Source organism: Brachybacterium paraconglomeratum, assembly GCF_003994255.1.
Lineage (GTDB): Bacteria > Actinomycetota > Actinomycetes > Actinomycetales > Dermabacteraceae > Brachybacterium > Brachybacterium conglomeratum.
In genome coordinates, this window is record NZ_ML133852.1 from 273574 (window position 1) to 292494 (window position 18921).

General features: G+C 73.4%; 19 protein-coding genes and 1 tRNA gene. 17 read left to right on the plus strand and 3 right to left on the minus strand.

Going from position 1 to position 18921, the window contains the following annotated elements; translation table 11 throughout:
* Positions 1 to 88 precede the first annotated feature (88 nt).
* The 7 genes from DS079_RS05365 (at position 89) to DS079_RS05395 (ending at position 5925) form a co-directional block, all read left to right on the plus strand.
* On the plus strand, positions 89 to 517 hold the full coding sequence (locus tag DS079_RS05365; protein WP_126985501.1) for a hypothetical protein: 429 nt from the start codon (positions 89 to 91) through the stop codon (positions 515 to 517).
* A 90-nt stretch (positions 518 to 607) separates the two neighbouring features.
* A tRNA-Leu gene (locus DS079_RS05370) sits at positions 608 to 696 on the plus strand.
* Between the two features lie 228 nt (positions 697 to 924).
* The gene (locus DS079_RS05375) at positions 925 to 2310 is read left to right on the plus strand and encodes a GntP family permease (RefSeq protein ID WP_164736131.1); all 1386 of its coding nucleotides are present in this window, start codon (positions 925 to 927) and stop codon (positions 2308 to 2310) included.
* A gap of 79 nt (positions 2311 to 2389) precedes the next feature.
* Positions 2390 to 3763, plus strand: a complete 1374-nt coding sequence (locus DS079_RS05380; RefSeq protein ID WP_241237559.1) for an MFS transporter — start codon at positions 2390 to 2392, stop codon at positions 3761 to 3763.
* Complete coding sequence (locus DS079_RS05385) at positions 3760 to 4584, plus strand: ChbG/HpnK family deacetylase (protein WP_053915735.1); 825 nt, start codon at positions 3760 to 3762, stop codon at positions 4582 to 4584. Before DS079_RS05380 ends, DS079_RS05385 begins: the two co-directional genes overlap by 4 nt.
* Before the next feature lie 34 nt (positions 4585 to 4618).
* Complete coding sequence (locus DS079_RS05390) at positions 4619 to 5086, plus strand: tRNA (cytidine(34)-2'-O)-methyltransferase (RefSeq protein WP_126985507.1); 468 nt, start codon at positions 4619 to 4621, stop codon at positions 5084 to 5086.
* Positions 5083 to 5925: an RNA methyltransferase gene (locus DS079_RS05395; protein WP_126985509.1), complete on the plus strand. Its 843-nt coding sequence runs from the start codon at positions 5083 to 5085 to the stop codon at positions 5923 to 5925. Before DS079_RS05390 ends, DS079_RS05395 begins: the two co-directional genes overlap by 4 nt.
* Positions 5926 to 5988: 63 nt before the next feature.
* On the opposite strand, the gene DS079_RS05400 is transcribed toward DS079_RS05395, so the two are convergent.
* Together DS079_RS05400 and DS079_RS05405 are read right to left on the minus strand one after the other, a co-directional pair.
* Positions 5989 to 6492, minus strand: coding sequence for a hypothetical protein (locus DS079_RS05400; RefSeq protein WP_126985511.1), 504 nt, complete (start codon positions 6490 to 6492; stop codon positions 5989 to 5991).
* Between the two features lie 85 nt (positions 6493 to 6577).
* Complete coding sequence (locus DS079_RS05405) at positions 6578 to 6856, minus strand: DUF5703 family protein (RefSeq protein ID WP_010551602.1); 279 nt, start codon at positions 6854 to 6856, stop codon at positions 6578 to 6580.
* 165 nt (positions 6857 to 7021) lie between these two features.
* On the opposite strand from DS079_RS05405, the gene DS079_RS05410 reads away from it, so the two are divergent.
* The 3 genes from DS079_RS05410 to mshC all read left to right on the plus strand — a co-directional run bounded on the left by DS079_RS05410 (position 7022) and on the right by mshC (position 9702).
* Complete coding sequence (locus DS079_RS05410; protein ID WP_010551601.1) at positions 7022 to 7342, plus strand: hypothetical protein; 321 nt, start codon at positions 7022 to 7024, stop codon at positions 7340 to 7342.
* A 192-nt stretch (positions 7343 to 7534) separates the two neighbouring features.
* Positions 7535 to 8407, plus strand: coding sequence for an undecaprenyl-diphosphate phosphatase (locus DS079_RS05415; protein WP_126985513.1), 873 nt, complete (start codon positions 7535 to 7537; stop codon positions 8405 to 8407).
* A gap of 35 nt (positions 8408 to 8442) precedes the next feature.
* Positions 8443 to 9702 (plus strand): cysteine--1-D-myo-inosityl 2-amino-2-deoxy-alpha-D-glucopyranoside ligase, encoded by a 1260-nt coding sequence (gene mshC, locus DS079_RS05420; protein WP_126985515.1) that lies wholly within the window; start codon positions 8443 to 8445, stop codon positions 9700 to 9702.
* 18 nt (positions 9703 to 9720) lie between these two features.
* On the opposite strand, the gene DS079_RS05425 is transcribed toward mshC, so the two are convergent.
* Positions 9721 to 10530: a PAC2 family protein gene (locus DS079_RS05425; RefSeq protein ID WP_126985517.1), complete on the minus strand. Its 810-nt coding sequence runs from the start codon at positions 10528 to 10530 to the stop codon at positions 9721 to 9723.
* 120 nt (positions 10531 to 10650) lie between these two features.
* Here DS079_RS05425 and DS079_RS05430 point away from each other — a divergent pair, with 120 nt between their 5' ends.
* From DS079_RS05430 to DS079_RS05460, 7 genes are all read left to right on the plus strand, one after another.
* Positions 10651 to 11766: a site-2 protease family protein gene (locus DS079_RS05430; RefSeq protein WP_241237560.1), complete on the plus strand. Its 1116-nt coding sequence runs from the start codon at positions 10651 to 10653 to the stop codon at positions 11764 to 11766.
* 43 nt (positions 11767 to 11809) lie between these two features.
* Positions 11810 to 12883 carry a tRNA (adenine-N1)-methyltransferase gene (locus DS079_RS05435; protein WP_010551596.1) on the plus strand — a complete coding sequence of 358 codons (1074 nt, stop codon included), beginning with the start codon at positions 11810 to 11812 and terminating at the stop codon, positions 12881 to 12883.
* A 52-nt stretch (positions 12884 to 12935) separates the two neighbouring features.
* The gene (arc, locus tag DS079_RS05440; protein WP_126985519.1) at positions 12936 to 14522 is read left to right on the plus strand and encodes a proteasome ATPase; all 1587 of its coding nucleotides are present in this window, start codon (positions 12936 to 12938) and stop codon (positions 14520 to 14522) included.
* 38 nt (positions 14523 to 14560) lie between these two features.
* Positions 14561 to 16195: a depupylase/deamidase Dop gene (gene dop / locus DS079_RS05445; protein WP_126985715.1), complete on the plus strand. Its 1635-nt coding sequence runs from the start codon at positions 14561 to 14563 to the stop codon at positions 16193 to 16195.
* A 28-nt stretch (positions 16196 to 16223) separates the two neighbouring features.
* Positions 16224 to 16415 (plus strand): ubiquitin-like protein Pup, encoded by a 192-nt coding sequence (locus DS079_RS05450; protein WP_010551593.1) that lies wholly within the window; start codon positions 16224 to 16226, stop codon positions 16413 to 16415.
* 4 nt (positions 16416 to 16419) lie between these two features.
* On the plus strand, positions 16420 to 17823 hold the full coding sequence (gene pafA, locus DS079_RS05455) for a Pup--protein ligase (RefSeq protein ID WP_126985521.1): 1404 nt from the start codon (positions 16420 to 16422) through the stop codon (positions 17821 to 17823).
* A gap of 124 nt (positions 17824 to 17947) precedes the next feature.
* Positions 17948 to 18907 carry an FKBP-type peptidyl-prolyl cis-trans isomerase gene (locus DS079_RS05460; protein WP_164736119.1) on the plus strand — a complete coding sequence of 320 codons (960 nt, stop codon included), beginning with the start codon at positions 17948 to 17950 and terminating at the stop codon, positions 18905 to 18907.
* Positions 18908 to 18921: the final 14 nt, after the last annotated feature.

An 18921-nucleotide genomic window follows, 5' to 3' on the forward strand; every position in this document is an offset into this window, starting at 1 on the left:
CTTGTCCACCCAGGTAAAGACGGGGTAAAGTGACGCGCGTCGCAGGGGCCCCTCCGGGCCCCGGGACGAGCGGGAGGGGACGGGCGGCATGGAGCTGGCGAAGGACGGCCTGAACGGCGGCACGACGGCGCAGGACGCCGAGGGGACGGAGGCTGCACGGCAGGTGATCCCCTCCCCGGATGCCATGACCGCGACGTCGATCCCCGCAGACCTCTCGACGGCCGCGCTGCGCCGCTGCACCGCCCTGGCCACCCGCGCCCGCGCCGATCTGCTCACGCGCGGCCGACACGACGCCGCCGCCCAGCTCGCCGCGCTCCTCGAGGAGATGGGGAGCTGGGAGGCGTCGCACCTCGTCGACCCCGATCCGACCATGGTCGTGCTCGCCGCCGCTGCGCTCCAGGACCTGGCCGACCGCCTGCCGGTCCCGGCCCCGGCCGGCCTCGAGGAGCGGATCGAGCTCGTCCTGGCCGTCCTGCACGCCGTGATGGATCGGGGCCGGGTGGGCGCCACGGCGTGATTGTCTTCACGTTCACCCTGGCAGAGGCGCTTTCTGGTGCGGAGCGAAGTCCGGACCGTGCTACTGTTCTCAAGTCAGCACGACGCACCTGTCCGGGTGGCGGAATTGGTAGACGCGCTAGCTTGAGGTGCTAGTGCCCGCTTTAGGGCGTGGGGGTTCAAGTCCCCCCTCGGACACCACAGGGAAGGCCCCGGTTCACTCGATGAGCCGGGGCCTTCCGCATGTCCGGTTCCCTGCGTCCCGAGGGACGACCGGTCCCGGGCGGCGAGGCGACCTGTCTGACAGGATGAGCAGTCGGCGGCTGCCCCGTCCGGCGTCGGCGCCGGCCCGCAGCCCGACCGCGTTCCCAGGACCCCGCCCCGCGCGGCGTCCCTCCGTCCCTTCCCCCCAAGGAGAACCTCATGGAGATCGAAGGCTGGTCCCAGACGCTCGGGGCCGCGCCGCTGCTCGCGATCGCGGCCGGCGCCATCGCGCTCATCCTCGTCCTCGTCATCCGGTTCAAGCTCCACGCCTTCCTCACCCTGGTCCTGGTCAGCCTGCTGACGGCGTTCGCGACCGGCATCCCCTCCGGTTCGATCGTGGACGTGATGCTGGACGGCTTCGGCGGCACCCTCGCCAGCGTCGCCCTGCTCGTCGGACTCGGCGCGATGCTCGGCAAGCTCATCGAGCACTCCGGCGGCGCGACCGTGCTGGCCGAGACGATGATCCGCATGTTCGGCGAGAAGCGGGCACCGCTCGCCCTCGGCGTCGCCTCCCTGCTCATGGGCTTCCCCATGTTCTTCGACGCCGGGCTCGTGGTCATGCTCCCGATCGTCTTCGCGGTCGCCGCACGGCTCGGCGGCCCCGTGCTGCTCTACGCCATGCCCTCGGCCGTCGCCTTCTCCGCGATGCACGTCTTCGTCCCGCCGCACCCCGGACCCGTCACCGCGACGGAGCTGTACGGCGCGAACCTCGGGATCGTGCTCCTGATCGGCCTGGTCTGCGTGATCCCCACCTTCTACCTCACCGGCGTGCTGTGGGGCCGCGTGACCGCCAGGAAGTTCCCCTTCACCCTCGAGACCATGGGCGGGATCTTCGGCGGCGGCGACGGCGAGCCGGTCGCGAACCCGCCGAAGGTCGGCACGGTCATCGCCGTGCTGCTGCTCCCGATGGCGCTGATCTTCCTCAACACCGGGCTCGACTTCCTGCGCGCCGCCGGCGTGGTGGACGAGAACGCCGTCTGGTACGGCGTACTCACCACCCTCGGCTCCTCCGCCGTCGCGCTGCTGATCTCCGTGCTCGTCGCCCTCGTGGTGCTCGGCTCCCGCCGCGGCGAGAACGGCTCCGCGCTCGAGAAGATCGTGGACTCCTCCCTCGGCCCGATCTGCTCCGTCGTGCTGATCACCGGCGCGGGCGGCATGTTCGGCGGCGTGCTGCGCTCCTCGGGCATCGGCGACGCGCTCTCCGGCGCGCTCAGCGACCTGGGCCTTCCGCTGATCCTCGCGGCCTACGTGATCGCCGTGGTGATGCGCGTGGCGCAGGGCTCGGCGACCGTCGCCCTGGTCACCGCCGCCGGCCTGATGGCGCCGGCGGTGGAGGCGGCCGGCTACTCGGCCGGACAGATCGCCGCGATCACCGTCGCGACCGCCGCGGGCTCCGTCTTCGCCTCGCACGTGAACGACTCCGGCTTCTGGCTCGTCGGCCGGCTGCTGAACATGGACGTGGCCACGACGCTGCGCACCTGGACCGTGCAGCAGACCCTCGAGTCCGTGATCGGGTTCGTCATGGCCGGAGCCCTGTTCCTGATCCTCTGAGCGGGAGGCGGGCCGGGGCGCGGGGAGCGGGCGCCGGTCTAGAGTGGGGCAGCATCGCCCCGAAGTCGAGGAGGCCGCCGTGGCCGCAGCGTCATCGAACGTCCCGCTCCCCGCGCCCGCCCCGGTGCGCACCCCCGCCTGGCGCTACGCGCTGGGGATGTTCGGCACCTCGATCCCGATCAACCTGATCCGCGGCTCGATCGTGCTGCTGTACGTCGACATCCTCGGCATGGACGTGCGCGCCTACGCGGCCGTGATGGCGGTCTACGCCGTGATCGACGCGATCGACAACCCGGTCCTCGGCCACCTCTCGGACCGCACCCGCACCCGGCTCGGCAGACGCCGCCCCTGGCTCCTGCTCGGCGCGCCCCTGCTCGCCGCCTCGATGATCGCCCTGTTCAGCCCGCCGGGCTCCCTGGACGGGCCGGGGCTGGTGGCCTGGTTCGCGCTCTTCGCGATCCTGTCGGAGCTCTTCGACTCGATGCTGAACGCCAACTACGGCGCCCTGCTGCCCGAGCTGTTCCCCGAGGAGCGGCGCCGCGCGCTGGCGAACGTGCTGCGCCAGGGGTTCCAGCTGGTGGCGATGGTCATCTCGCTCGCCCTCACCCCGGTCCTGACCACCTCGCTGCTCGGCTCCGAGGAGGAGGTGGGCGGCTTCTCCCGCACCGCGGCGCTGTACGCCGTGATCGCCGTGGCCGCGATCGTGGTGATGGCGCTCGGCGCGCACGAGGAGCCGAACCGCCGGCAGGAGGAGCGGCCGCGTCTGCTTCCCTCCCTCGCCCAGATCCTCCGCACCCCGCTGCTGTGGATGGTGGCGCTGCCCAGCCTCTGCTACGGCAGCGCGGTCGCGATCGTGCTCTCCGGGGTGCAGCTGTACGTCCGCCACACCCTCGGCCTGCCCGTCGCGACCGCCTTCCTCGTCCAGGGCGTGGTGCTGCTGACCTGCGCGGCAGCGCTGTTCGCCTGGCTCGCGGCAGTGCGCAGGCTCGGTGCGCTGCGCACCTGGCGCCTCGCCTTCTGGGCCCTGACCGGCTCCTTCGCCCTGCTGTACCTCGCCCGCGATCTCACCACCGCGCTGCTGGCCGGAGCGGTGCTCGGGATCGGCTGGGCCGGGCTGCTCGCCACCAACGACCTCGTCGTCGCCCGCGTCGTGGACCGGGACGCGGCGGTGCACGGCCTGCACCGCGAGGGCCTGTTCCTCTCGGTGACCGGTGCCCTCGGACGCCTCAGCGGCGCGGTGAGCGGCCTCGCCCTCGCCTCTCTGGGCACCTTCTTCGGGTATCACTCCGGGGACAGCCCCGGTACTGACCCGGGCCAGGCCTTCCGCGTCTATCCCTTCCTGCTCTGCGCCCTCGGCGCTCTCTCGGCGCACCTGGTCAGAGTCCCCTCGCCGGAGCGGAGCGCCGCCGAGGCGTCCGCGGACGTCGCCGTGCGGACCGGGCGGCGTGCATGAGGGCCGAGGAGCACGAGCGGCGCCTGGTCGTCACCGCCGACGACCTCGGACGCGACCCCGCCGGCACCGCGGTGATCATCGCCCTCGGACAGGAGGGGCTGATCAGCGCGGCGACGCTGCTCACCGTGACCGAGGAGTCGCCGCGCGCCGCGGCACGGCTGCGCGATGCGGGCCTCACGCCCCGTCTGCACCTGGCCCTCATGGGCGAGGCGGACCTGCCCCCGTGGCGGCCGCTGTCCGACGGAGCGAGCCTGCGGGAGCGGGGCGGCGCGATGACCACGGACCCGCGACGCCTCGCCCGGGAGCTCGACCTCGACGAGGCGGTCGAGGAGTTCGACGCCCAGCTCGCCTGGATGCGGGGGCGGGGCCTGGAGCCCGGCGCGGCAGACTTCCACACCACGGCGCTGTACAGCCTGCGGTCGGGCGCGCTGCTGGAGGCGACGCTGCGCTGGTGCGCCCGGCACGGACTCGGCTTCCGCCTGCCGCGGAGCATGGACCCCTTCCCGGGCACGGACGCCCTCCCCGTCGCGGCCCGCGGGGTCCACTCCGCCGCCGTGCACCTCGCCGACGCCCTCGGCGTGCCCCTGCCCGCCGCGCTGCTCTCCCACCACGGCACCGCGCCCTCCGTCGACGCGCTGCGCACGTCGCTCACGAGCGGGCTCGCACTGCTCCCGCCGGGGACCTCCGAGCTCGTCATGCATCCCTCCGCAGCGGGCGCCGGGGTCCCTGCGGTGAGGGAGCGGGAGACGCAGCTGCTGCGCGACGGGCAGTGGTGGGAGGCGCTGCGCGACGCCGGGATCCGGCAGGCCGCGCACTGGTGAGGGGACGGGGACGGTGCGTGGGAGAATCCTCCTCATGGTCCACGTCTTCCTCCACGAGCCGGCGATCGCCGGGAACACCGGCAACGCGATCCGTCTCGCGGCCGTCACCGGCGCCCGCCTCCACCTCATCGAGCCGCTCGGCTTCGACCTCGAGGACGCGAAGCTGCGCCGAGCAGGACTGGACTACCACGACCTCGCCGAGGTGAGCATCCACCAAGATCTCGAGACCGCCCTCGCCGCGGTGCCCGACGCGCGGGTCTTCGCCTTCACCGCGCGCACCGAGACCGCCTTCGGACAGGTCCAGTACCGGCGGGAGGACGTGCTGCTCTTCGGCACCGAGCCGACCGGGCTTCCGGAGGAGGTCATGGCCCATCCGCGCATCACCTCCCGGGTGCGGATCCCGATGCTCCCGGCCCGCCGCTCCCTGAACCTCGCCAACTCGGTCTCGATCGCCGTCTACGAGGCCTGGCGCCAGCTCGGCTACGACGGGGCCGGGGCATGAGCCCTCGCGACCCCCGCCGCACCGCGCGCCGCATCGAGCGCCGCAACGCGCAGTTCCAGCAGTGGCAGGCCCTGCTGACCAACCGCACCAAGCGCAGCCGGGCCGGGGAGATGCTGGTCCAGGGTGTCCGCCCGATCACCCAGGCGATCGACCACGGCCACGAGATCCGCGCGCTGCTGACCGACTCGAGGGAGAACCCCTCCCGCTGGGCGCGCGAGCTGCTCGAGTCCTCGCCGGCGCCCGTCGTCCACCTCGCCCCCGAGCTGATGGCCGAGCTGGGGGAGAAGGAGGACGGGGCCCCCGAGCTGCTGGCCGTCGCCGCGATGCCCGCGGACGACCTCTCCCGCCTCGATGCCGGGCCGCGCTCGACCGTGGTCGTCTTCGACCGGCCGACGGGGCCGGGGAACATCGGTTCCCTCGCCCGCTCCGTCGACGCGCTCGGCGGCGCGGGGCTCGTGGTCACCGGCCACGCCGCCGATCCCTGGGATCCCGCCGCGATCCGGGCGAGCACCGGCTCGGTCTTCGCCGTGCCCGTCCTGCGCGTGCCCTCGCACCGCGAGGTGCTCGAGTGGGTGGAGGGTCGTCGGCCCGCGGGGGAGCCGTGGACGGTGCTGGGGCTGGACGAGGCAGGCGGTCACGAGGTCGCGGACGTCGACCTGACCGGTCCGACGCTGCTGGTCGTCGGCAACGAGACCGTGGGGATGAGCGCCGGGTGGCGGGAGGCCTGCGACGCGATCGCGGAGATCCCGATGAGCGGCAGCGCCTCGTCGCTGAACGCCTCCGTGGCCGGGTCCCTCGCCCTCTACGAGGTCGCCCGGCAGCGCCGGCGCGGCCGCTGAGCGGGGCCCGCCCGCCACCGCCCAGGCGGTGCCGTCCGAGCGCTGCCGTCCAGGTGCTGCCGCTCAGGCGGTGCCGAGCGCCCCGGCGACCAGGGGAGCGCCCAGCAGTCCCAGGAACGGGACGGCCAGCAGCACCGGACCGACGGCGAAGCGCGCCCCCGCACGCCGGGTCGCGAGCAGGACCACGCCGCCCAGCACCCCCGCCAGGAGCATCCCTGCGAGCAGCCCCGCCAGGAGCACCTCCCCGCCGAGCGCCGACGACATCAGCACCACCACCGGCACCGTCTTCGCATCCCCCATCCCCAGCAGCGACGGGGCGAGGAGCCCCAGGAGGATGGCGCCGGCCCCGAGCACCAGGGCGAGGATCACCGCCGAGGACAGGGCGGGACGCAGCGAGGGGACCAGCAGCGCGAGCACGCCGAGGGCGAGGCCGACCCCGCCGGTGAGCCCGGCGACCCAGCAGTTCGGGAGACGGTGCGAGGTGCCGTCGTGCCAGGCGAGCACCGCCGCCGGCGGCAGGTAGACCACCAGCAGCACGGCGAGCAGGAGCGGGGAGGAGACGGGCACGGGCCCATCCCACCAGATCCGCACTGTCCGCGCCCGGCCGGCGCGAGCGATGTGGACGACGGGCGGACGCCGCCCGGAGGCTGCTCTACAGCGTGGACTGCACCCGGATGATCCGCCGCCGCATCCAGACCTTCTTCCCGCCGCCCATGTACAGGCGGGTGCGCGCATGCTCCCAGCGCCCGTACTCCGCCTGCTCGGCGAGCTCGGCGCGGACCTGGCCGATCGAGCTGCCGCGGGGGACGGTGATGATCTGGTACTCGTAGTCCTCGAGCCGGCGCCCGCGCTCCACGGGCAGGTCGCGACGGCCACGGGGATCGCTCACGTGCTGGACCTCTGCGGTGAGCGGGGTGCGGGGTCGGATCAACAGTTCCTCCTGAGCGCGATGACCTGCGACGGGGCCGTCGCGGCGTGAGATGCGGCACGGTCGCTGCGGTACGGGGGGCCGCCTGCGCATCCCGGCCCGGGATCCCGGGGACGGCCCGCCGTTCTCCCCTGTCCATTGTGCCCTCGGACGATGTACGGTCCAACCATGAACACGGATCCTCGCTCCGCTCTCGCTGCGCTGATCGCCGCCCTCGAGCGTCACTACGAGGCGGCCGCCGCCTCCCGCGGTGACGACGACCCGGCCCTGGACGCCGCCACCGAGCAGCTCTCCACGGCCTTCGACACCTACGACGACGCCCTCTTCGACGCGTACGACATCGCCACCCCGCTGATCGTCTTCGACGGGGACGATGACGACGAGGACGATGAGGACGACGACTTCGACGATCTCGACGACTTCGAGGACGACGACGACTACGACGATGATGACGACGAGGACTACGAGGACGACGACGAGGACCGCTGAGGTCGCGCTCGGCTGAGGCTCCGGCCGGGCCGGGCGCCCCCTCCCGGCGGACGGTCCGACCTCGTCCGCCGGACCTCCATGCAGTCTTCACCTCATCAGCGCCGCGTACGCTGTGCGGGGTCGATCGCGGCGCTGCCGCGACCACGACGCCGTCCGCGGCGACCCCGAGCGCGAGTCCATCGAGGAGAGTCCATGTCCTTCATCGAGGCGGTGATCCTGGGCCTGGTCCAGGCGCTGACCGAGTTCCTCCCCGTCTCCTCCAGCGCCCACGTGCGCGTGGTCGGGGAGCTCATGAACCCGGGGGAGGACCCCGGCGCCGCGTTCACCGCGATCATCCAGCTCGGCACCGAGACCGCGGTGCTGATCTACTTCTGGAACGACATCACCCGGATCATCGGCAAGTGGTTCAAGGCCCTGGCCGGGAAGGTCCCGCACTCGGATCCCGACGTGCGGATGGGCTGGCTGGTGATCCTCGGCTCGATCCCGATCGGCGTGCTCGGGCTCCTCTTCGAGGACCAGATCGACCACAGCCTGCGGAACCTGTACATCACCGCCTCGATGCTGATCCTCTTCGGCCTGCTGCTGGGGCTGGCCGACAGGATCGCCCCGCACCGCAAGGAGCTCGATCAGCTCACGGTGCGCGACGGCATCCTCTTCGGCCTCGCCCAGGCCCTCGCGCTGATCCCCGGCGTCTCCCGCTCCGGCGGCACGATCACCGCGGGGCTTCTCATGGGCTACTCCCGCAAGGCCGCCGCCCGCTATGCCTTCCTGCTCGCGGTCCCCGCCGTGTTCGCCTCCGGCCTCTACAAGGCCGCCAAGGAGGTCCCGGTGCTCTTCACGGCCGACGGGCGCGCCGCCGCGGCCGCCGCGGGGGAGCCCTCGCTGGCCGCGATCGTGATCTCGACCCTCGTCGCCTTCGGCGTCGGCTACGCGGTGATCGTGTGGTTCATGCGGCTGATCGAGAACCGCTCCTACCTGATCTTCGTGATCTACCGCATCGTCGCAGGCGTGGCCCTGCTGGGTCTGCTCTGGTTCGGCGTGATCGACCCGCTGGGCGGCGCCTGATCCCACCTCGAGGACGTCGACCGTATGATCGAGTGGTGCAATCCTGGACCACCCCTGAGCTGACCCCGCTGCCCGCCTCCACGACGCCGCTGCGGCTGTTCGACACCCGCACCGGGCGCATCGCCCCCGTGACGCCGCTCGTGCCGGGACACGCCCGCCTCTACGTCTGCGGGATCACCCCGTACGACTCGACCCACCTGGGCCATGCGGCGACCTATCACGCGGCCGACCTCATGCGTCGTGCGCTCGTGGACTCCGGCCTCCAGGTCACCACCGCCCAGAACATCACCGACGTCGACGACCCGCTGCTGGAGCGCGCCGACCGCGACGGGGTCGACTGGCGCGAGCTGGCCGAGTCCCAGGTCGCGCTGTTCAGCGAGGACATGGCGGCGCTGCGCATCATCGCGCCGGAGACCTACCGCTCCGTGAGCGAGGCGATGGACGAGATCATCGCCACCGTCGACACCCTGCGCGAGCGGGGCCGCGCCTACCAGGTGCCGACCCCCGATGCCGAGGGCGACGACTGGTACCACGACCTCTCCCTCGACGGAGCCCTCGGAGACGTCTCCGGCTGGACCGAGGAGCAGATGCTCGAGGTCTTCGCCGACCGGGGCGGGGACCCCGACCGCGAGGGCAAGCGGGGCCGCTTCGACCCGCTGCTGTGGCGCGCCGAGCGCGAGGGGGAGCCGGCCTGGGACGGCGGCGCCCTCGGCCGGGGCCGCCCCGGCTGGCACGTGGAGTGCGTCTCCATCGCCGAGGAGGGCCTTGGCCTGCCCTTCGACATCCAGGCCGGCGGCAGCGACCTCGTCTTCCCCCATCACGACCTGAGCGCCGCCCATGCGGTCGGCCTCGGCCGTCCCTTCGCGACCTCCTACGCGCATGCCGGGATGGTCGCCCACGAGGGCGAGAAGATGAGCAAGTCGCTCGGCAACCTCGTCTTCGTCCACCGCCTCGTCCGCGACGGCGTCGACCCGATGGCGATCCGCCTGGTGCTCATGGCGCACCATTACCGCAGCGACTGGGAGTGGTCTGACGCGGAGCTCGAGGTCGCGCAGCAGCGCCTGGAGGCCTATCGCGCCGCCGCCCACCGCCGCGAACTGGGCCCCGACGTCGTCGAGGCGCTCCGCGCCGCGCTGCGCGACGACCTCGACACCCCCGCGGCGCTCACTGCGCTCGATGCCTGGGCCGCGGGCGACGAGCTCCCGGGGACCGCGGGCCGCGAGCTGCCCGCGGACGCCCCGGGCGATGTGGCCGCCGCGGTCGACGCCCTGTTCGGGATCACGCTGGCCGGCTGAGCCGGCGGGGCGGGAGGCTCAGTCAGTCTCGCGGCGGCGCCGCAGGAACTGCTCGAACTCCTTCGCGATCGCGTCACCGCTCGCCTCGGGCAGCTCGGCCGCGTCCTGCGCCTGCTCGAGGCGCCGCACGTACTCGGCGACGTCCTCGTCGGTGCGGGCCAGCTCGTCCACCCCGCGCTCCCACGCCTCGGCGTCCTCCACCAGCTCGCCGACCGGGATCGGCGCGCTGATCAGCTCCTGCACCTCGCGCACGAGTCCCAGCACCGCCTTCGGGGAGGAGTTCTGGGAGACGTAGTGGGGGACCTGCACCCAGATGCTCGTCGTCCTCAGCCCCGCGCTCGCGGTGCGGCGGGCGAGGATCGTCGGCACCCCGATGGGCCCCGAGTACTGCTCGGAGTCCTCGACCCGCTGCGCGGGCACCGGCTCGACCTGCGAGGAGACCGGCAGGGGACGGCTGTGCGGGGAGTCGGCGAGCAGCGCGCCGAGGGACACCACCGAGGAGACGTCGAGCGCCTGCAGCTGCTCGAGCACCTCGTCGCAGAACCTCTTCCAGCGCAGCGACGGCTCCGGTCCGAGCACCGCGACGATCTCCGGCCCCCGCGGCGGGGTGATCAGGTGCAGGCGGGTGTCGGGCCAGTCCACGACCCGCAGCCCCTCCTCGGTGGTGCGGATCTCGGGCCGGTTGACCTGGAAGTCGATGAACTCCTCGGCATCGACCGCGCCGACGGGCCGCGAGGGCCACACCTCGAGGAGATGCTCGATCACCCCGGTGGCCGCCTCGCCGGCGTCGTTCCACCCGCTGAAGGCCGTGATGGCGATTCGACTCATCACTCCATCATAGGCTCGTCGGCCTCTCGTGCCGGGGCCGGCCCGTCCTGAGCCGGGACGCAGGAGCAGGGACTATCCTCGCCCTGCCCCGGGGAGCCGCCCCGCGATCGAGGAGGCCCCATGCCACGGACGATGCTGAGGATCGGCGCGCTGCCGCCGCTCCAGGTCAGCCCGGCCACCCTCGTCACGGTGCTGCTGGTGGCCGTGCTGATGTTCCCCTCCCTGCAGGGCCCGGGCCTCTCCGTCGGGCGGAGCGCGCTCGTCGCCCTCGGCCTGGGTCTGTTCCTCATCCTCTCCGTGCTGGTCCACGAGCTCGCCCATGCGCTCGTCGCCCGCGCCTTCGGGGCGAGGGTCGACCACATCGCGCTGACCCTGTGGGGCGGGCACACGCAGTACCGGGCCGAGCGGATGCCCGCGATCGGGTCCATGCTGGTCTCCCTCGCCGGTCCCGCGAGCAACGGCCTGCTCGCCGCGGCGACCGGCGCCCTGGCCGCGATCGCGGCACAGGGCTCGGTGCTCTCGGTCGCCGCCTCCTTCGCGACCTGGCTGAACGTGGTCCTCGCCCTGTTCAACCTGCTCCCCGGCCTGCCGATGGACGGCGGGCGGGCGCTGGAGTCCCTGCTCGGCGCGGTCCTGCGCCGTCCGGTCCTCGGCACCCGGATCACCGCCTGGATCGGACGGGCCATCGCCGTCGGCGTGGTGGTGCTGCCGCTGTCGCGGATCGTGCGCCTCGGCGGGGCGGGCGGGTTCTCCCTGCTCACCCTGGTCTGGGCGCTGCTCATCGCGGGCCTGCTCTGGCAGGGGGCGAGCCGCGCCCTGGAGGAGGCGCGCGTCCAGGAGCGGGTGGGGGCGCTCGACGCCGCCGCGCTCGCCCGCCCGGTGCGCCTGCTCGCCCCGCACACCCCGCTCGCCGGCCTGCCCGACGGGCCGGGGGCGGAGCAGGTGCTGCTGCTGGATCCCGCCTCCCCGCGCCCCGGCACCGTCGGCCGGGCGCTGCGCCTCCAGCCCGAGGCGGTCGCCGCGGTCCCGCCCGAGCACCGCGAGCAGGTCCCCGCCTCCGCCGTCGCCGAGCCCGTCGGGGACGTGGTCGCGCTGCGCACGGGCCTCGGCGGCGAGGAGCTGGTCTCCGCGATGCTCGCGCGCCCCGCGCCGGTCTACCTCGTGGTCGACCCCGACGGGCGGCCCCGGGGCGTGATCCTCAGCGCCGACGTGAACACGCTCCTGCGCGGACGGTGAACAGGCCCGGTCACCGCGCTGGTCCGGCCCTATGCTGGAGAGCATGACTTCTCAGCCGCCGCCCGCCGCCGACGACACGGCGTCGGGCCCCGCGCCCCGCGCGCCCCGTCGCGGCCTCGACCGCACCGGACCCTTCGCCCTCGGCGACAAGGTCCAGCTCGCGGACTCCAAGAACCGCCTGCACACCATCACCCTGAAGCCGGGCGGGCAGTTCCACTCCCACCGCGGCGTGCTCCACCACGACCAGCTGATCGGCGCCGAGGACGGCACCGTCGTCGAGAACAGCCACGGCATCCGCTACCAGGCGCTGCGGCCCCTGTACGCCGACTACATGCTCGCCATGCCGCGCGGCGCCGCGATCATCTACCCCAAGGACTCCGCGCAGATCCTCATGTGGGGCGACATCTTCCCCGGGGCGCGCGTGCTCGAGGCCGGCGTCGGCTCGGGAGGGCTGACCACCGCGCTGCTGCGCGCCGTCGGCCCGGGGGGCTCCGTCCACTCCATCGAGCGTCGCGAGGACTTCGCCGAGGTCGCCCGCGAGAACGTCGGCACCTTCTTCGGGCTCGAGGAGGAGGCGCTGCACCCGCGCTGGGACCTCACCGTCGGCGACTTCCAGGACGTCGCCCCCACCCTCGGCACCGCCGCGGTGGACCGTGTGGTCCTGGACATGCTCGCCCCCTGGGAGTGCGTGGAGGCCGCCGCGGACGTGCTCGTCTCCGGCGGCGTGTTCCTCACCTACGTCGCCACCGTCACCCAGCTCTCCCGCACCGCGGAGGCGCTGCGCGACCACGGCGAGTTCACCGAGCCCCATGCCTGGGAGTCCTTCGTGCGTCCCTGGCACCTCGAGGGGCTCGCCGTGCGCCCCGAGCACCGCATGAACGCGCACACAGGCTTCCTGCTCACCGCCCGCCGCACCGCGCACGGCACCGAGGCGCTGCGCCGCGCGACCCGGCCCGCGCCCGGCTCCCGCGACGAGGAGGAGCTGAACCACCCCGACAACGAGGGCTTCGGCGGCGGCTCGGGCGAGTGGACCGCCCAGGACGTCGGCGAGCGCGGCGTCGCACCCCGCAAGCTCAAGCGCGCCCTGCGCGACATCCGCCAGGGCCGGGACCGCTGAGCGGCACCATCACAGACCACCGAGGAACCCGCCCCACGGGGAGGAGACGACGATGAAGACCTACGCGGAGATGACCGCCGAGCTCGAGAAGCTCGCCGCCCACAACGAGCGACTGGTCAGCGGGCTGCGCTCCGCCCGCGCCCAGATCGTCGAGCTCAAGAACGACCTCGAGCGGGTGGGGGACCCGCCGAACTCCTACGCCACCTTCCTGCGCCGCTGCGAGGGCACCACCATCGACGTGCTCCACAACGGCCGACGACTGCGCGTCGCGACCGCCGCGAGCCTCGACCTCGACGCCCTCGCCCCCGGCACCGAGCTGCGCCTGAACGAGGCCCTCGCCGCGGTCGAGGCGGTGCCGCAGGGCGACTCCGGCAACGTCGTGCCCGTCGTCGAGGCCCTCGCCGACTCGCGCGTCCTCGTCGCGGTCGCGCCCGACGACACCCGCGTGCTGCGCCGGGCCGGCGCGCTGACCGAGGAGACCCTCCACCCCGGCGACCACGTGCTCGTTGACCTGCGCAGCCAGCTCGTGCTCGAGCGGATCGACCGCGCCGAGATCACCGACCTCGTGCTCGAGCAGGTGCCGGAGGTGTCCTTCGGCGAGATCGGCGGGCTCGGCGAGCAGATCGAGGCGATCCGCGACGCGGTCGAGCTGCCCTTCCTGCAGCAGGACCTCTACCGCACCTACGGGCTGCGGCCCCCGCAGGGCGTGCTGCTCTACGGCCCGCCCGGCTGCGGCAAGACCATGATCGCGAAGGCCGTCGCGCACGAGCTCGTGCTGCGCAGCGCCGAGGTGCGCGGGGTGAGCGTGGAGGACGCGCTGGCGAACTCCGCCTTCCTCAACGTCAAGGGCCCCGAGCTGCTGAACAAGTACGTCGGCGAGACCGAGCGGTCGATCCGCCTGGTGTTCGAGCGGGCGCGGGAGAAGGCCGCCGCCGACCACCCCGTGGTGATCTTCTTCGACGAGATGGAGGCGCTGTTCCGCACCCGCGGCACCGGCATGTCCAGCGACGTCGAGACCACGATCGTGCCCCAGCTGCTCGCCGAGATCGACGGCGTCGAGGGCCTGGACAACGTGATCGTCATCGGCGCCTCGAACCGCGAGGACATGATCGACCCGGCGATCCTGCGGCCCGGCCGCCTGGACGTGAAGATCCGGGTGCGCCGCCCGAACGCCCGCGCCGGACGGGAGATCCTCGGCCTGTACCTCGGCGAGGACGTGCCCGTGCGGGAGGACCGCGAGTCGCTGCTGGACCTCGCCGTGCGCGAGATCTATGCCGACGGCCCCGCCACCGCCTACGTGCGCGTGGAGTACGCCGACGGCGGCCACGACACCCTCCACTTCCGCGACTTCGTCTCCGGGGCGACGCTGCGCAACATCGTGGACCGGGCGAAGAAGCTCGCCGTGAAGGACCAGATCGCCACGGGCGAGCCCGGCGTCGGCTCCGAGCACCTGACCGAGGCGATCCGGGTCGAGTTCGCGGAGAACGAGGACATGCCCTCGGCCGCCCACGCCGAGGACTGGGCGCGGGTGACCGGACTGCCCGGCCGCTCCCGCCGCCGGGTCGAGGCCGTGGTCCCGCTGCAGGACCGCAGCCGGCCCGAGGACGCCGCCGCCACCGCCGAGGAGGTCTCCGCGTGACCGAGCAGAACCGGCCCGCCCTCACCACCGAGCGGGTGATGGGCATCGAGACCGAGTTCGGCGTGCTGCACGCCGACGTCGAGGACCGCGCCCGCGCCGGCGCCGGCAGCTCGATCCTGCTGTCCCATCTCGTCGTCGGCGCCTACGCCCTGCTCGACCCCGCCGAGGGGGAGCGCGGCCGGCGCGTGCGCTGGGACTACGGCGACGAGACCCCCCTGCGGGACGCGCGCGGCTTCGAGATGCAGCGCGCCGCCGCCCACCCCACCCAGCTCACCGACGAGGTGCGCGACGCCCACGTGCCGAGCGTCGAGCTCGACGCGCCCGTGACCGGCCCGGAGGTCGCACCCGAGGGCGATGACGCCGAGGTCCTCGCCTGGGCCTCGCAGCGCTCGATCGGGAACGCAGTGCTGCGCAACGGCGCCCGCTGGTACGTCGACCACGCCCATCCCGAGTACTCCGCCCCGGAGGTCCTGCGCGCCCGCGAGGCCGTCGTCGTGGACCGCGCAGGGGAGGAGATCGCCCGCCGGGCGATGGGCATCCTCGCCGGCGCCGAGGGGATCCCCGAGGTCGCCCTGTACAAGAACAACACCGACGGCAAGGGCGCCTCCTACGGCACCCACGAGAACTACCTCGTGGACCGGGACGTGCCCTTCGAACGGATCGTCGAGGCGCTGCTGCCCTTCTTCGCCACCCGGCAGGTGCTGGTCGGTGCAGGCCGCGTCGGCCTCGGCACCCGCGGGCAGGAGCCCGGCTTCCAGCTCTCCTCCCGCGCGGACTTCATGGAGGCGGAGGTCGGGCTCGAGACCACCCTGAACCGCCCGATCGTCAACACCCGCGACGAGCCGCACTCGGACCCGGGCCGCTTCCGCCGCCTCCACGTGATCATCGGGGACGCGAACCTGCTCGAGGAGTCCACCTTCCTCAAGCTCGGCACCACCTCCCTCGTCCTCGCAGCGCTCGAGGCGGAGCATCGCACCGGGCGGCGGATCCTGCCGGACCTGGCGCTGGCCGACCCGGTCGCCGCCGTGCGCACGATCAGCCACGACCCGAGCCTGCGGGCGACGGTCCCGCTCGCGGACGGCCGCGAGCTCACCGCCCTCGAGATCCAGCGCGCCCACCTCGATTCGCTCTCCGCCGCGGCCGATGCGGCCGACGAGGAGACCGCGCAGGTGCTCCGCGCCTGGGGCGACATCCTCGACCTCCTCGCGGAGGACCCGATGCGCGCCGCCTCCCGCGTCGAATGGGTCGCCAAGCTCTCCCTGCTCGAGCGCTACCGGGCCCGGCACGGCCTGGACTGGGCCGATCCGCGGCTGGCCATGGTCGACCTGCAGTACTCCGACCTCCGCCCCGGCAAGGGCCTGTTCGACAGGCTCCGCGCCGCCGGCGCCGTCGGCACCCTCGTGGGCGCCGACGAGGTCGAGGCCGCGATCACCACCGCCCCGACCAGCACCCGCGCCCACCTGCGCGGCGGGCTGATCTCCGCCCACGGCGCGAACGTCCCCTCCGCCGGCTGGGACGCGATCACCGTCGCGGGCCCCACGGGCGGACACCGCCTGCGCCTGGCGGACCCGCGCCTGGGCAGCGCCGAGTGGTGCGCCCGCCACGGCATCGACCCCGACTCCGATCTCGACACCGTGCTCGACGCGCTGCGCCGGGCCGTCACCGCATCCTGACCCACCCGCACCCCTGAAGGAGGACGCCATGTCCCAGCAGTCCCTGAACGCCCCCGGCGGCGGCCCCGACGAGAACGCGCCCGACGACGAGACGCTGACCGGAGGCCAGACCTTCGCCTCCGTGCAGGGCACCGACGACCTGCTCGACGAGATCGACTCCGTCCTCGAGTCCAACGCCGAGACCTTCGTGCGCTCCTTCGTGCAGAAGGGCGGCCAGTGACCCGATGAAGCGCCGAGTGGGAGGTCTGGAGACCGAGTTCGGGCTCGTGTGCGTGCGCGCCGACGGCAGCCGCGCCCTCGAGCCCGAGGAGGCCGCACGGGAGCTGTTCCGGCCCGTCGTCGCGATGGGCCGCTCCTCGAACGTGTTCCTCCGCAACGCCGCCCGGCTCTACCTCGACGTCGGCTCCCACCCGGAGTACGCGACCGCCGAGTGCGACGACTGGTGGGACCTGGTGGCCCAGGACCGGGCGGGGGAGCGGATCTTCGCCGAGCTCACCGCCCAGGCCGATGCGCGCCTGGCGGAGGCCGGCCACGACGCCCGCATCCACCTGCTCAAGAACAATGTCGACTCCGCCGGCAACGCCTTCGGCTCCCACGAGAACTTCCTCGTGGACCGGCGCGGCGAGTTCACCCGCCTGCCCCGCTACCTGCTGCCCTTCCTGGTCACCCGCCAGATCGTCACCGGTGCCGGGGGCGTCGCCCCCGCCGTCCCGGGCGAGGCGGGCGCAGGGGCGGGCGCGCAGTTCGTCTTCTCCCGACGCAGCGACCACATGTGGGAGGCGGTCTCCTCCGCCACCACCCGCACCCGCCCCATCATCAACACCCGCGACGAGCCGCACGGGGACGCGAACCTGTACCGCCGCCTCCACGTCATCGTCGGCGACTCGACCATGAGCGAGGTCTCCACCCACCTGCGCTTCGCAACCACCGACCTGGTGCTGCGCGCCATCGAATCGGGCAGGGCCCTGCCCGAGCTGGGCCTGGCCGACGACATCGCCGCGATCCGCGCCGTGGCCCGGGACCTCACCGGCGCCGCACCGCTGCCCACCGCCGGCGGCGGCACGACCACCGCGCTCGAGGTGCAGCAGCGCTGGCTCGACCATGTCGTCGACCTCGCCGAAGGGGAGGAGACCGAGGTGCTCGAGAGCTGGCAGAAGGCCCTGGATGCGGTGCGCACGGGGGACCGGACCTGGGCGGGGCAGAACCTCGACTGGGCGATCAAGGAGCGGCTGTTCACCCAGGTGAGGGAGCGTCGCGGCATCGACCTCGAGGACCCGGCGATCGAACGGCTCGACCTCGCCTATCACGACATCGACCCCGCCCGCGGCGTGTTCTTCGCGCTGCAGCGACGGGGCCTCGCTCCGGCGATCCTGCCCGAGGAGCGGATCGAGCGGGCCCGCACCGTCGCCCCGACCACCACCCGCGCCCACCTGCGCGGCCAGGTGGTCACCGCCGCCCAGGAGCACGGCGTGGACCACGTCGTGGACTGGACCACGCTGCGGCTCACCCGCCGCGGCGCGATGCCGGTGCAGGTCATGGACCCCTTCGCGACCGAGCTGCCCGCCGTCGACGCCCTGCTGGCGGAGATCCGGGAGCAGGACGCTCCCGCCGAGCCCCCGCTCGCCTGAGCACCGCCGTCGGGCGCATGCCGCCTGAGACGACAGCCACTCCCTGCCCCAGGCTCCGCCCACCGAGCGCCCCGTACCCTGGTGCGGTGCCCGCTCACGGGCTGCCGATCCGAAAGGTCCTCCATTGATCCGCCGCCGCACGCTGCTGACCACCGCCCTCGCCGCGACCGCCGCCATCGGCCTCGCCGCCTGCACCGACGACGGGAGCAGCTCCGACGCCTCCGACGCGGGCGGTGCCTCGGACGGCGGGGGCGACGCCCTGTCCGGCGTGACCGTCAGCGAGGACCTCGGCGCCGAGCCGACGGTCGAGTTCACCGCCCCGCTCGAGATCTCCGCGGCTCAGGCACAGGTCGTGGTCCCTGGCGACGGCGCGACCATCGCCGACGGCGACACCGTGATCTGGCGCCACCTGTACGTCGACGCGAGCACCGGGGAGACCTTGCAGTCCTGGTGGCAGGGTGGGCCGGCCGGCGGCGTGCAGGTCACCACAGACTCCATCGGCCAGGCTGCCTTCGACGTCTTCACCACTATGACCGTCGGCTCCCGTTTCGTGATGGCCGGCTGGCAGCAGGGCAACGACGGACAGGCATACTCGCTGCTCCAGGTCGGTGATGTCGACCGCGTCGTCTCCCCGCTGCGGGCCGAGGGCGAGCAGGGGGACCCGTCCGGCACCTACCCGGACGTGACCCTCGACGACAGCGGCGCGCCGTCCATCTCGGGCCCCGGCGAGGGCGAGCCGCCTGCGAAGACCGTCCGCGAGCTGCTGATCCAGGGCACCGGCGACACCACCCGCGCCGGCGATTACCTCACCATGCAGTACTCCGGCTGGAAGTGGTCCGACGGCTCCGCCTTCGACTCCTCCTGGGAGCGCGGCGCGCCCTTCTCCTTCGTCCAGGGCGGCGGCCAGGTGATCCAGGGCTGGGACGAGAACCTGCTGGACCTCAAGATCGGCTCCCAGGTGATGCTCGTGATCCCGCCCGCCGAGGCCTACGGGGAAGGAGAGCCCACCGAGGACAGCCCCCTGACGGGCGAGACCCTGATCTTCGTCGTCGACGTCCTCGACGCCGCCCACACGGCAGACTGACCCCTGCACCCTCT

Coding starts and splice junctions, on each gene's coding strand:
- DS079_RS05425 (WP_126985517.1), bottom strand. CDS start 10,530: ATGAGTCGAATCGCCATCACGGCCTTCAGCGGGTGGAACGACGCCGGC.
- DS079_RS05435 (WP_010551596.1), top strand. CDS start 11,810: ATGACTTCTCAGCCGCCGCCCGCCGCCGACGACACGGCGTCGGGCCCC.
- DS079_RS05450 (WP_010551593.1), top strand. CDS start 16,224: ATGTCCCAGCAGTCCCTGAACGCCCCCGGCGGCGGCCCCGACGAGAAC.
- DS079_RS05390 (WP_126985507.1), top strand. CDS start 4,619: ATGGTCCACGTCTTCCTCCACGAGCCGGCGATCGCCGGGAACACCGGC.
- DS079_RS05365 (WP_126985501.1), top strand. CDS start 89: ATGGAGCTGGCGAAGGACGGCCTGAACGGCGGCACGACGGCGCAGGAC.
- arc (WP_126985519.1), top strand. CDS start 12,936: ATGAAGACCTACGCGGAGATGACCGCCGAGCTCGAGAAGCTCGCCGCC.
- DS079_RS05385 (WP_053915735.1), top strand. CDS start 3,760: ATGAGGGCCGAGGAGCACGAGCGGCGCCTGGTCGTCACCGCCGACGAC.
- dop (WP_126985715.1), top strand. CDS start 14,561: ATGGGCATCGAGACCGAGTTCGGCGTGCTGCACGCCGACGTCGAGGAC.
- DS079_RS05410 (WP_010551601.1), top strand. CDS start 7,022: ATGAACACGGATCCTCGCTCCGCTCTCGCTGCGCTGATCGCCGCCCTC.
- DS079_RS05430 (WP_241237560.1), top strand. CDS start 10,651: ATGCCACGGACGATGCTGAGGATCGGCGCGCTGCCGCCGCTCCAGGTC.
- DS079_RS05415 (WP_126985513.1), top strand. CDS start 7,535: ATGTCCTTCATCGAGGCGGTGATCCTGGGCCTGGTCCAGGCGCTGACC.
- pafA (WP_126985521.1), top strand. CDS start 16,420: ATGAAGCGCCGAGTGGGAGGTCTGGAGACCGAGTTCGGGCTCGTGTGC.
- DS079_RS05395 (WP_126985509.1), top strand. CDS start 5,083: ATGAGCCCTCGCGACCCCCGCCGCACCGCGCGCCGCATCGAGCGCCGC.